This is a genomic window from Bradyrhizobium xenonodulans, from assembly GCF_027594865.1.
Lineage (GTDB): Bacteria > Pseudomonadota > Alphaproteobacteria > Rhizobiales > Xanthobacteraceae > Bradyrhizobium > Bradyrhizobium xenonodulans.
Genome location: NZ_CP089391.1, coordinates 6,939,468 through 6,952,116, shown reverse-complemented (window position 1 = coordinate 6,952,116; position 12,649 = coordinate 6,939,468). Strand labels below are relative to the sequence as shown.

General features: G+C 59.2%; 10 protein-coding genes and 1 pseudogene. 9 read left to right on the top strand and 2 right to left on the bottom strand.

From position 1 onward, the window contains the following. Positions 1–149: 149 nt before the first annotated feature. Positions 150–1,115, bottom strand: a complete 966-nt coding sequence (locus I3J27_RS33045) for a LysR family transcriptional regulator (protein WP_270163075.1) — start codon at positions 1,113–1,115, stop codon at positions 150–152. 482 nt (positions 1,116–1,597) lie between these two features. On the opposite strand from I3J27_RS33045, the gene I3J27_RS33040 reads away from it, so the two are divergent. From I3J27_RS33040 to I3J27_RS33000, 9 genes are all read left to right on the top strand, one after another. Then, on the top strand, positions 1,598–2,233 hold the full coding sequence (locus I3J27_RS33040) for a NodA family N-acyltransferase (RefSeq protein WP_049823391.1): 636 nt from the start codon (positions 1,598–1,600) through the stop codon (positions 2,231–2,233). Next, a complete protein-coding gene (gene nodB, locus I3J27_RS33035) occupies positions 2,188–2,886 on the top strand; it encodes a chitooligosaccharide deacetylase NodB (RefSeq protein WP_270163074.1) in 699 nt (232 codons plus the stop codon). The genes I3J27_RS33040 and nodB overlap by 46 nt, the downstream gene beginning before the upstream one ends. 16 nt (positions 2,887–2,902) lie before the next feature. Continuing rightward, entirely contained in the window at positions 2,903–4,237 is a 1,335-nt protein-coding gene (nodC, locus tag I3J27_RS33030) for a chitooligosaccharide synthase NodC (RefSeq protein ID WP_270163073.1), read from the top strand. A 50-nt stretch (positions 4,238–4,287) separates the two neighbouring features. Further along, positions 4,288–4,890 (top strand): nodulation methyltransferase NodS, encoded by a 603-nt coding sequence (nodS, locus tag I3J27_RS33025; protein WP_270163072.1) that lies wholly within the window; start codon positions 4,288–4,290, stop codon positions 4,888–4,890. A 180-nt stretch (positions 4,891–5,070) separates the two neighbouring features. Beyond that, positions 5,071–6,030 (top strand): nodulation factor ABC transporter ATP-binding protein NodI, encoded by a 960-nt coding sequence (gene nodI / locus I3J27_RS33020; RefSeq protein WP_270172931.1) that lies wholly within the window; start codon positions 5,071–5,073, stop codon positions 6,028–6,030. Between the two features lie 3 nt (positions 6,031–6,033). Next, positions 6,034–6,822 (top strand): ABC transporter permease, encoded by a 789-nt coding sequence (locus I3J27_RS33015; protein ID WP_270172930.1) that lies wholly within the window; start codon positions 6,034–6,036, stop codon positions 6,820–6,822. Positions 6,823–7,010: 188 nt separating this feature from the next. After that, positions 7,011–7,757 carry a sulfotransferase gene (locus I3J27_RS33010; RefSeq protein WP_270163071.1) on the top strand — a complete coding sequence of 249 codons (747 nt, stop codon included), beginning with the start codon at positions 7,011–7,013 and terminating at the stop codon, positions 7,755–7,757. 503 nt (positions 7,758–8,260) lie between these two features. Beyond that, positions 8,261–9,055, top strand: coding sequence for an SDR family NAD(P)-dependent oxidoreductase (locus I3J27_RS33005; protein WP_084302125.1), 795 nt, complete (start codon positions 8,261–8,263; stop codon positions 9,053–9,055). A 306-nt stretch (positions 9,056–9,361) separates the two neighbouring features. Further along, positions 9,362–9,967 (top strand): LOG family protein, encoded by a 606-nt coding sequence (locus I3J27_RS33000; protein WP_270163070.1) that lies wholly within the window; start codon positions 9,362–9,364, stop codon positions 9,965–9,967. On the opposite strand, the pseudogene I3J27_RS32995 reads toward I3J27_RS33000, so the two are convergent. Further along, positions 9,964–10,345 (bottom strand): annotated as a pseudogene (locus tag I3J27_RS32995) (VOC family protein). The gene I3J27_RS33000 and the pseudogene I3J27_RS32995 sit on opposite strands and share 4 nt — an antisense overlap. Between the last annotated feature and the right edge of the window lie 2,304 nt (positions 10,346–12,649).

The window sequence follows — 12,649 nt, the reverse complement described above, 5'->3', positions numbered from 1 at the left end:
GCTCTCGGCTCGGCGTCATGCGCCGGCTCGGATGGCGGGGCGAAACAGTTGAACGCGAAGATGCAACAAGAGAACGTTTGGCTCCTTCTGCCGCCGTTCACTAGCAGGTCGCTTTCAGTTCACATCTGAACTTTGCAATAGTGTTCCATTCACTTGGAAGGCGAATGCTCTACCAAGGCCTTTCGAGTTGCTGCAGTCGCGCGCGCCGAAGGCATGCGCGAAGCCTGCTCCAACAATATTGTCCGCATCCAGATGCTCGCCGGATCGGTATTGTGAAGGGCCGGCCATTGAACGGCCTCTGTGAAAGACGGAATTGGCAGCGGAAGATCGACGATCCGCAGGGGCGTCGTCTTTCCGTAATGCCTGGCCAGCAACGAGGGCATCGTGCCTATACGAGCAGTGCCCAGGAGCATGGGTGGAATCATGCTGAAGCTCTGCACGACAACCTCGATGCGTCGCTTGAGACCGTGCTCAATCAAGAACCATTCCTCGATCGAAGGCCTTCGGGTACGCCCGAATTTAGCCGCTACGTGTCCCATCGACATGTATTTCTCGAACGTCAGCTTGCGTGAGAACTGCTTGTTGCTCCGGCACCCCACGCATACGAGTTTTTCCTCGAACAGCGTCGCTCTTGGATGGGAGCGCGACATGTACATTTCCGGCAAGACAAGGAAGTCGATCTCACCGCGCTGGAGAAGCTCATCGGGGTCGTCGGCGAGGGGCAGAAAGTCGAACGCAACGCCAGGTGCCTCCCGTGCGACTCTCTCCACGATGGACTGAAAAAACACGACCATGACGAAGTCGGAAACGCCGATCCTGAACCTGCGGTCCGATAGAGCTGGATTAAACGCATCCCGCGAAATAATCGACAGCTGGATGTGCAGCAGGGCTTCGCGAATTGGGCCGGCGAGTCCTTCGGCGCGTGGTGTCGGGACGAGTTCTCGGCCTCTCATCGCGAATAGATCGTCGCGAAAGTAGGAACGCAACCGGCCAACCGCCGCGCTCATGGCCGGCTGGCTCAAGTTGATTCTCCGCGCTGCCGCCGTGAGATTGCGCTCCGTCATCAGAGCGTCGAGCGCGACGAGAAGGTTCAGATCAAGCCCTTTGAAACGCATGGTGGGAAGTATCCAGCCCGTGGATGTCTACCATAGAAACAATCGATTTTACCAATTTGATGCAGTGCGAGATACCAAAAACGTCGGATCGGAGTGAGGCGTACCACAATGATTATTAATCGTTGGACCAGCCCCGAGAGGGATTATCTAGCATCCTCTAAGTATCCACCGCGGCTCATCTCGAACGCGACCCCGCCGTTCCTCGGTCCGCTTACGGATGTCAAGCACGCTGGCGGCGCGTCCAAATGGATCGCGGCTCCAAGGCGATCTGCCCAAAGCGCGGCTGAAATATCCGCCCGATCTCATGCGAATGGCGCCCCGCCTCAATGTCATCTGCATCGTGAACGCGGCTCCTCCGACCGGTGGGCACTGGCCAACGCGCGCCGAGGTGTCCAGTTGGCGCATGAATGCGCCTGCGAGAATGAGTGACGCGCGTGCACAAAGTACCAGATCAAATATCGAACGTCGCAACGGGGACCACCATGAACATTGCCATATCCAACGATACAGGAGTGTTCTCCACGCACTCCAAAGTCCGGTGGAGGGTGTGCTGGGAAAACGAGTTGCAACTTGCTGAACACATCGAACTGTCCGAGTTCTTTCGTAAGACGTACGGGCCGACCGGTGAATTCAATGCAAAGCCGTTCGAAGGCGGACGAAGCTGGGCCGGCGCGAGGCCCGAGATTCGTGTCATCGGCTACGATGCGCACGGCATCGCAGCTCATATCGGCGCACTGCGCCGCTTCATCAAAGTCGGGGACGTCGACCTGCTCGTGGCTGAGCTAGGATTGTACGGTGTTCGTCCGGATCTGGAGGGGCTGGGGATCACGCACTCAATGCGGGTGATGTATCCGGTGCTGCAGCAGCTCGCGGTCCCGTTTGGCTTTGGTGCAGTACGGCAGGCGTTACAGAAGCATGTGACCAAGCTGGTCGGCCGTCAGGGTCTCGCGACGGTTTTGCCGGGAGTGAGCGTGCGTTCAACGCGGCCGGATATTCATCTCGACTTGCCGCCGACCCGTACCGACGACGACTTGGTAGTTCTGGTCTTCCCAATCGGACGTCCGATAAGCGAATGGCCGGTCGGGACCATGATCGATCGGAACGGGCCAGAGCTGTGACCTGCCCCGGCCGCTTGTCGGAAGCGCGAAGCGAGCACGTTAGCGCCACCGGAGATCGTAACGTTTACCTGACCTTTGACGACGGTCCGGATCCACGTTGGACGGCGTCTATCCTTGATGTTCTTGCCGAGCACGAGGCTCCGGCGACTTTCTTCGTCATCGGGACGTGCGCGGCAGCTCACCCGAAACTGATCCAACGAATAATCGCAGAAGGGCATGAAGTCGGAAACCACACGATGACACATCCCGATCTCTCCCGATGCGAACCAGCTGAGGTGCAACATGAGATTCAGTCGGCGAGCGACGTCATCAGGACGGTTTGTCCCGAGGCGTCACTGCGGCACATACGTGCTCCGTATGGCATCTGGACTGACCAGGTATTCACGATGTCAACCAGAGCTGGACTGGTTCCCTTGCACTGGTCAGTAGACCCGAGAGACTGGTCTCGTCCAGGCGTTCCGGCGATTGTTGACGCAGTGCTGGCGTCGGTCCGGCCCGGTGCTGTTGTGCTCTTGCACGACGGATGTCCTCCCGTCGAGCGCGAACAAGCCATCGATTGCGGTCGCGATCAGACCCTCGAGGCGCTTTCCCGGCTTATTCCGGCATTGGGCGAGCAAGGATTCGCCATCTGCTCACTTCCTCAGTCTCATTGAAAAAGAGCCGCCCCCCATGAATCTGCTTGCCACAACAAGCGTTGTCGCTGTGTCGTCCTATGCCCTGCTGTCCGCCATCTACAGGAGCACGCAGACGCTCAACGCGCTCCGAACACAGATCCCGTCCCCGACTGACGACGCTTCCGAGACTGGCCCGCTGCCGAGCGTCGATGTGATCGTGCCCTGCTTTAACGAGGACCCGCGCACGCTGTCGGCGTGCCTGGAGTCGATCGCAAGCCAAGACTACGAAGGGCAAGTGCGGGTGTACGTGGTAGATGACGGCTCGGAAAATCGTAGGTACCTGTGGCCTGTACAGGACGCCTACACAGATGATCCGCGGTTCAACTTTATGTGGCTGGGAAAGAATGTTGGCAAGCGCAAGGCGCAAATTGCAGCGCTGCGCCGCTCGTCCGGCGATTTGGTTCTCAACGTCGATTCAGATTCGACAATCGCCGTCGACGTGGTGACCAAGCTTGTACGGAAGATGCAAAATCCAGCGGTTGGCGCTGTTATGGGGCAGCTCACAGCCAGCAATCGAAGCGGCACTTGGCTGACCAGGCTGATAGATATGGAGTACTGGCTAGCCTGTAATGAAGAGCGTTTGGCGGAAGCTCGCTTCGGAGCCGTCTTGTGTTGCTGTGGCCCGTGCGCCATGTATCGCCGATCGGCGCTCGATTTGGTCCTCCACGAGTACGAGACGCAGTATTTTCGAGGAAAGCCAAGCGACTTTGGCGAGGATCGCCATCTCACGATCCTGATGCTCGCGGCCGGATTTCGAACTGAGTACGTTCCTGATGCGATCGCAGCAACCGTCGTTCCGGATAGGCTGGTGCCATATCTGCGTCAACAGTTGCGGTGGGCACGGAGTACCTTCCGGGATACAGCGCTTGCGCTACCCCTGCTGCCACGCCTCGACTTCTACATCACGCTGGACATTGTCGGGCAGAACCTCCTTCCGCTTCTGCTCGGCGTTTCAATACTGACCGCGCTTGCGCAAATCGCACTGACGAGCGAGTTGCCGTGGCCGACGGTACTGATCATCGCGTCAATGACCATGGTTCGCTGCAGCTTGGCAGCATTTCGTGCCCGACAGCTTCGCTTTCTCGCTTTCGCTCTACACAAACCGATCAGCATGTTCCTGTTACTTCCTGTGAAGGTATATGCGTTGTGCACATTGGGCAACAGTGACTGGTTGTCGCGCAAGTCCGCCAATATGCCAGATTCAGGTGAAGGTCAGGCCAGCACGCCGAGGCAGAGCGCCAGGTTAGATGCCACAGGCCATTCGGGTATTGCACCGTCGATGGGCGAAACGGCCACACGTACACATGCGTTTGACGTTGACGGTACCTGACAGGCCTGGAGGCGACGCGTAACTGTGCGCGTCAAAGAGGTGAGAAGCTCGTGAGCCTAGACAAGAACTATCAGTTGCTAGAGCGAGAATTGGTCGCCGATGATCCGTGGCGTCTGGACGCGAATCCGTTCGAGCGGGAGCGATACACGCAAATGCTTCGGATGTCGCTCTCCCGCCAAAGCATCACAAGTGCGTTGGAGGTCGGTTGCGCTGCCGGCGCATTCACCGAGATGCTCGCGCCTCACTGCAAGCGGCTCACGGTCGTCGACGTCGTGCCGCAGGCCATTAGCCGCGCACGTCACCGGACGGAGAGATGGTCACACATCGGCTGGAAAGTCGCTGACCTCCAACACTTTTCACCACCAGAGCGGTTCGACCTTATTGTTGTAGCAGAAGTCCTCTATTACCTCAGCGACACGCTGGAGATGCGCACGGCGGTCGACAACTTGGTCGGAATGCTCGCGCCAGGCGGGCTTGTGGTGTTCGGATCGGCGCGCGACCACATCTGCCGACGCTGGGGACACGCAGCCGGTGCAGAGACCGTCATCGCCATGTTGAATGAAGCGTTGGTCGAGATCGAGCGTGTCCACTGCCAAGGTGAGTCGGATAACGAAGATTGCTTGATCGCCAGCTTTCGGAGGCCGTCTGCATAAGCAACCCGCTTCGGAGGCTGACAAATGACTATGTCAGAGTTGCCGTATCGCAGACGGATCGCATTGCGGTTGTTGAAGGCGAGATCAGCGAGCTGGTCCGGCCGACAAATTGTAGCAGAAGGAATGGAAAAAATGCTTGGCGGCGTCGAAGCAGCGCCAATCTCAAGGCGAACAATCGCGATGGAGCCGGCGCCGGTCACGCCGGCTGACAGGGGGGGCGGGCGCGTATCGAACGTGGCTATCGATTTCACGGCCGTGAAAAAGTCCTATGGCGAGAAGGTGGTCGTCGACCAGCTGTCGTTCACGGTGGCATCGGGAGAGTGCTTCGGCTTGTTGGGACCGAACGGCGCGGGCAAGAGCACGATCGCGCGTTTGATGCTCGGGATGTCCACGCCCGAGGCTGGCAAGATAACGGTGCTCGGCGAGAAAGTGCCGGCACGCGCTCGATTGGCGCGCAAGCGCATCGGCGTCGTTCCGCAAGCTGACAATCTTGATCTCGAGTTCACCGTACGCGAAAACCTGCTGGTGTTCGGGCGCTATTTCGGGATGACAGCAAAGGATGTCGAGAAGATCACTCCGTCCCTTCTCGAGTTCGCCCGCCTTGAGAGCAAGGCAGACGCGCGGGTGACCGAACTGTCCGGTGGCATGAAGCGGCGTCTGACGCTGGCGCGGGCGCTCATCAACGATCCGGAGATCCTTATCTTGGATGAGCCGACCACCGGGCTCGATCCGCATGCGCGGCATTTGATTTGGGAGCGGCTGCGCGCGCTGCTGTCGCGCGGCAAGACGATTCTTCTGACGACGCACTTCATGGAGGAGGCGGAGCGATTGTGCGATCGCCTATGCGTCCTCGAGGCAGGACGCAAGATCGCCGAAGGGCCGCCACACACATTGATCGACGAACAGATCGGTTGCCCAGTCATTGAGGTCTACGGTGGCGATCCGAACGAGCTCTGCGGCCTCATCAAGCCGCTCGCTCAACGCACCGAAATCAGCGGCGAGACGCTCTTTTGCTATGCGCCAAATCCAGAGCAGGTGCTCGCGCGGCTGCGTGGGCGGACCGGTCTTCGTCTGCTTCAGCGGCCACCGAACCTCGAGGACGTCTTCTTACGGTTGACCGGTCGGGAGATGAGGGACTGAATGATGTGGGAGCAGTACGCGGCGGCTCTGCCCGCCAATGCGTGGAACTGGAGCGCCGTATGGCGCCGGAATTATATGGCTTGGCGCAAAGCGGCGCTGGCATCGCTTCTGGGAAACCTCGCTGAGCCCATGGGCGCCTTGTTCGGTCTCGGCTTCGGCCTGGGACTGATGATCGGCCAAGTCGATGGCATTTCTTACGTCGCCTTTCTGGCGGCTGGGATGGTCGCGACAAGCGCGATGATTTCGGCGACCTTTGAAACCGTCTATGGGGCCTTCGCTCGGATGAACGCCCAGCGCACCTGGGACGCCATCCTTTGCACGGAGCTCACGCTTGGCGACGTCGTTCTCGGTGAATTGGCGTGGGCAGCGACAAAGGCTGTTCTGGCAGGAACGGGAATTACGATTATCGCCGCCGCGCTGGGCTATGCGGCGTGGCCGTCCATCCCTTATGCGCTGCCAGCTATCGCGCTCACCGGTGTTGCCTTCGCCAGCCTCGCCATGGTTGTGATAGCGCTCGCGCCCAGTTACGACTACTTCGTGTTCTATCAGACCCTCTTTCTCACACCCATGATGTACTTGTGCGGCGCGATCTTTCCCGTTGCTCAACTGCCCATCGCGCTGCAGCGCGTAGCAGAGGCGTTGCCCTTAGCACATTCGATTGATCTCATTCGGCCGGCAATGCTGGACCGGGACGCCAGCAGCGTCGGCCTGCATGTGGGCGTACTTTGCATATACACTGTGGTCGCGTTCGTCGTATCGGCTTTGCTGCTTCGCCGCCGGCTGATGCGTTGAACAAACCATGCCCCACATAGTGTGAATCAGTTCTGCGGAAATTTGCGGGTGTGGAAGCCGGCGGCAAGAATGCTCGTATCTCACCGATATATCTGGCCTTGTGGAACGATAGTATCACGTGCGGGCTGATCTAGCCTCATTGGTTAGGGGCCGAACCGTCTCGACCGAGTCAATCAGGAGCTGTCACAATGTTGAAATCGGAACGATCGCCTGAGCCATTCGTCATCCTCGCGATGCCGAGGAGCGGCACCCACTATCTGGAAGAATTGCTCAATGAACATCCGAACGTGGTGAGCAACGGGGAATTGCTCAATGAGTATGATCCAAATTGGCCCGACAAGGCGCGGCTCCTACGTAGCGATCGTGAGCTTCTGGAGTGCGCCTACTTGCGCTATCCAACGCCGAGCGACAAAATCGACGTGACTCATGTTGGCTGCAAGATCAACGAACCGCAGTTTCATGACCGTCCGGGGATGATGGCAGAGCTGGCCGGTTGGCCGCGCCTTAAGGTCATCGTGTGTCGTAGAAATCCGCTGGAATCGCTCCGCTCACTCGTGCAGGCGAGGCAAACCGGTGAATGGCTGAAATACAGCTCTGATAGCGACGACTCGCAACCGCCACTCGTCAGCCTAAGCGTCAGCACCTGCGAAACCTACTTCAAGACCACCGCTGAGTTCCACGATAGGATCAGGCAGTCCTTCGCGTCGACCAACATCCTCGAGCTGGAGTATGAGACGCTTCTTCGCGAGCCGCACCTGTGCTTGGAGTTGGTTTGGGAATTCCTCGGGGTTCGTATGCGGAATGTTTCCGGTCGCGTCAAACTTCAGCGCCAGGAAGTGCGACCGCTCGACCAAACCGTAGAGGATTTTGATGAGTTGCGTCGCCAATTCAAAGAGGGACCTTACGCCAGGTACTTTGAGGCTGCTGACGCCTGAGGATGGCCTTCTATTCCGTGGCGCCCGCGTTCGAATGCCCCTTGGTGGATTGGGGCAAGAGCAGCGGTATGAACCGCTGGGGTTGCTAGCGAGCGGGCGTCTCGAATTGGCATGCACCATTGGATGGACGGATGGGTGCCCCTCCTGTTGCTGATAGCTCCGCGAGGATCGGGACGAGCCGCGTGCGGCGGCATTCAACATCGGCAGGACCTTCACTCGCGCGTTCAGCCCAGATCTACTGAACGAAGTTTTGCGCAGCTGTGCGCGAAAAGAGTGAAGGTCATTTGCCGCGGTCCTCGCGTTGCCGCTGTCGGAAAGCCAACGGACTTGATGTCTGGAACTCGCCAAGCAGGTCGTAAACCACGGGGCCTGGCTTCGCAACACGCGTGAATCACTCTGTCGGTAGAGATGGCCCAAATCCTGCACCAAGAAGGTTGAGTGTAACCTGATAGGAGGCGTGTTTGAGGGCCGATCTGCCGAACAAGGATGCGGTCGCCAGACGAATGTCGGTTGACAACGAGGGCAGTTCATTCAAATCGGACAAGGCACGCGGCCGGCGGAGAGACCGAAAGACGCTGCTGCTGACCGGAGCATCGCGTGGGATAGGTTACGCCACCGGAAAGCTGTTTTCGGAAGCAGGCTGGCGGATCATCTCCTGCGCGCGGCAACCGATCGATGCCCGGCGATGTCCTTGGGAGGCCGCATCCGACAATCATGTCCAGCTCGACCTCAGCGAGCATCGGTTGCTGCCGCGCGCTATCACCGAGGTTAAAGAGCGCCTCGCGGGCGCGCCGTTGCACGCCCTGGTCAACAACGCAGCGATGTCACCGAAGACGACGAGCGGCGCACGACTAACATCGTTGGCGACATCGATCGAGACCTGGATGGACGTATTCCATCTCAATTTGGTGGCTCCAATTCTGCTTGCGCAGGGGCTCTTTGGCGAATTGAAAGCTGCGTCTGGATCGATCGTCAACGTGACCTCAATTGCAGGCTCGCGGGTGCACCCCTTCGCTGGCAGTGCCTACGCGACTTCGAAAGCCGCTCTTGCGTGTCTCACGCGCGAGATGGCTCACGACTACGCGCCGCATGGAATTCGTGTGAATGCAATCGCCCCGGGCGAGATCAAGACGGATATTTTGTCACCGGATACGGAAGCACGGGTCGTACCGAACATTCCACTGCGCCGGGTGGGGACCCCTGAAGAGGTCGCTAAGGTCATCTTCTTCCTGTGCTCGGATGACGCCAGTTATATCACCGGCGTCGAAGTGCCGATCAATGGTGGCCAACACCTCTGATCGGCTGAAGATGGACCGATCGGTGCACGACACAAGCTTGTCTCCCTGGCCGACACCTGCGACCGTCAATCGAAACTGCAATGACGCGACAGTCAAAGAATTCAGGTCTGCAATCTGGCCAGGAGATCCGTTGCCCCGGACGAAGGTGCAACACATTTGCTCGTGCGGTCGCGTTGCCGAAGAGCGCCGTTTGCGATCAGGAGTCGTCAACCCAAAGCTTGCCTGTTCAGATGTAAACTGGCTCCCGTCATTCAACGCAACACCTTGGACTAGCGAAAGACTTCGCTGCAAAGCATCATGGTACCAATGAGCACGATCAAAACCGTCTGTGTCTATTGCGGCTCCGGTCCCGGGACCAATTCCCACTTCATCGAAGGCGCCAAGGCATTCGGCAAGGCGCTCGCCGAGAACAACATCCGCCTGGTCTATGGCGGCGGTTCGCTTGGCCTGATGGGCTCGGTCGCCACCTCCGTGCTCGATCACGGCGGCATGGTAACCGGCATCATTCCCGAATTCCTGCGGAAGCGCGAGAATGCGCTGACCCGCGTGCAGGAAATGATCATCACGCCCGACATGCACGAGCGCAAGCGGTTGATGTTCGAGCGCTCCGACGCCTTCGTGGCACTGCCGGGCGGCGTCGGCACGCTGGAGGAGCTGGTCGAGCAACTGACCTGGAAGCAGCTCGGCCGTCACGCCAAGCCGGTGCTCCTCGCCAATATCGCCAATTTCTGGGAGCCGCTGTTGTTGCTGCTGTCGCACATGCGCCAGATCGAGTTCATCCGCACCGGCTTTTCCGTCGATATCCTCAAGGCCGATTGCGTCGAGGACATCCTGCCGAAGCTGAAATCGGCGGCGGCCCAGATCGCCGAGGCGGAAAAGCAGCTCGCGCCGGACATCGTGCGGAAGCTCTAAGATTCTTCCGCCGGAAACGTCGCCGTTTCGATCCGGTTGCCATCGGATCGAAGGCGAACGCTGCGTAGTAACGCATGCGGTCGTGCCGGCGGATGCCCGGCGCGCCGTCGGATGCGCCGCGGGTCGCAAGGGCTGCGGCATGAAACGCGTCGACCTCGGCCGTAATCTTCGCCCGCAGGCAGATATGCACGCCGCTCTCCGGTGCTCCGTACCGTATCGCCTCGCGCAGATTGATCCAGAACTCCGGATAGGCCTTGCGGAAGCCAATTGTGCAGTGCCGTGTGACCAGGCGCGGGAGCCCGCGGGCAGCAGCGTGGCGTCGTAAAATCTTGCAGAGCGTTTGAGATCGCTGACGCCGACGGGGATGTGGTCGATCATTGCTAGTGCTCCCCCTCTCTCCTCCTCATCGTTGCGAGGAGCGAAGCGACGAAGCAATCCGGACTGTTACCGCGGAAGGACTCTGGATTGCTTCGCTTCGCTCGGTGTTTGTGGTGCCGCCGGTACGTCCGCCGCCGCAGCCTACGCCAGCGCACCGACTTCACACGGTAGCAGGCCGCGTTCACCCAATGTCACTGTAGAGACTTGCCGCCACGGGCATCCGGCGAATTTTCTCGTAGTGCAAAATTGCGAGCCTAAGGTCCGGTGTTCTTTCAACGCATTTAGGAAACGAAATGTGCCGAGCAGGCTGATCACGTGGTGGCTCTATGCAAAAAGCCCGCCGTTGAACTCTCCTCATGCTGACTATTGCACCTCAAGACTGATGGAACTCGGAAGCCAAATGCTCGCGTATCGCCAGCGGATTTTCGGCGGCGCCGTACTTCAGCCGCTCTGTGAGGACGCGCTGTCATTCGTCTTCCTGCCTAGCAGCTTTCCGGTCTTGCGATCTACGAAGTGCAGCTGGGAACAGGCGGGGCAAAACACGCCTTGAAACTGGTGTTCGGCAGCTTCGTCGTCGATTAGCCGATGCTGAACCACAACTCGTGTGATCGGGCAGAGGAAAGTGATGGTGCGCATATCTGCCCCATGCTGCTGGGCTCGGGTGAACAGGAAAACGGCCCGGCAGTGCGTGACCTCGCAACCAGCGCAGGTCCCGGCGTGCCACTCGGGATTAATCCAAACTACGACACCTGAACCGGGGCCGCCTTGTTCTCGCGCAAAACGCCAGCACCGATTTTTCAGATCGATGATCAATGCGTCGATGGCACGACTAATGTCTCGCGATCTTCTTCAATCGGAGTGAACCGAACTCCAAAGCTGCGGCATCTCGATGGTGCATGGCACAAACACGGATAGAGGTCGGTCAGGAGCGGCCTTCTGACGAAATGTGCTTCAGGAGCTGCAAGCGCTGCGCAAGCTTCCGAGAAAGGTCGGGTTGGACATCGCGTGCGCTCGCTGCCAGCTCCAGCGACAGGCTGCATGAACATGGTCGCCGCCCGCAGGCGCTAAATGAGTCCGGATGACGGTCATGCGGGAACTTGCGCCTTTGGCGTTAGAGAGCGCAAGCAGGCGCTGCTGCATGATCGTTCAGGAGAGTTGCGCTCTCGGCAGTTTCCGTATGCGGCCCGGGCCGACCAACCGCATCGACGCAGCTGGCGGCCTTGGTCGCGCCCATGGCGGGACGAGCTTGGCTCGATCGCGTCTAGCTGCGAATCGTACTGACAACGGCATTGCGACCAGCACGAGGCAGTCCTAAAACCAACGATTGCTTGTGAAACGCACATAGCTTTTTCGGCGCTGAAGAGGGCGTGTCGCTGAACTCGAAACCTGGCTGATATCTCGATCCATCGAGGATGCTTGCTCGTGCACGTCGCTCGGGAGCGCCGGAGCCGGTGAGTGGCATGGCGCTCACGAGAACGTGGCGAAGAGCAAGAGAGCGCCCCAAAGCACCAAGCTGAGGAGAAGTGCCGCGAGCGGCCACCGAGTCCAAGTCCTCAGGGGTTGGGAGGCATCAGGAGATAAATAGCCATCGCCCTCGTTCAGGTGTAGTTTTGGTGTGCGCCAGTGCATCATTCATCTCCTATTTCGTGTGCTTCAATTGTCGACGAGGGGCCGATCTCGTCGACCAGAACGATCGCGCCCGCCACCGAGCGGTCACGATCTTGGTGTGGACAAGCTCCGATCATCAGCCGTCACATGCCGCCGGGAAGTCTCGTGCGGCGCAGCGCCTAGTTCCCGGGCTCGATTGTTGCCCGAGAGTGCCGCGATAAATGTCTTCCTCGGCTCGTTCCCGCTCCTCAGCGGCCGAGGTCGCGCGCAGCCAGACGATCAGGCTTTTGCAGCACGAGGCAGGAAGTGAGCTCGGCTCATGTCGAGAAACTCGGAACATCACGGAACGGTCTCGTCATAGCTGAACTCCGCTGTCGACCTAGATGATGTTCTAGCTGGACATCCTGCGGCTCGTTGCCAGATCAATGTAGGATCGCTTTGACTGCTTCGAAGACCTCTGACAGCTTTGCATCAAGGAGACGCTCTACCTTGGTCCGATCCAGTTCCGTTCGTCGGAATCGCCCAGCGGACAACCTCGGCTTGCATCGCCGGCGCGCCATTTAAGGTCGAAGTAACGGTCGGTTCGGCGGTCCATGGTGGATCAGGTTCCTCTCTGTGAATCGTTTACAGCACTAAGGCTGGTCAAGCCGGCGAGGGGTCATAGTCAGCGTAGCTGACCGTCAGCTGACGGACTTG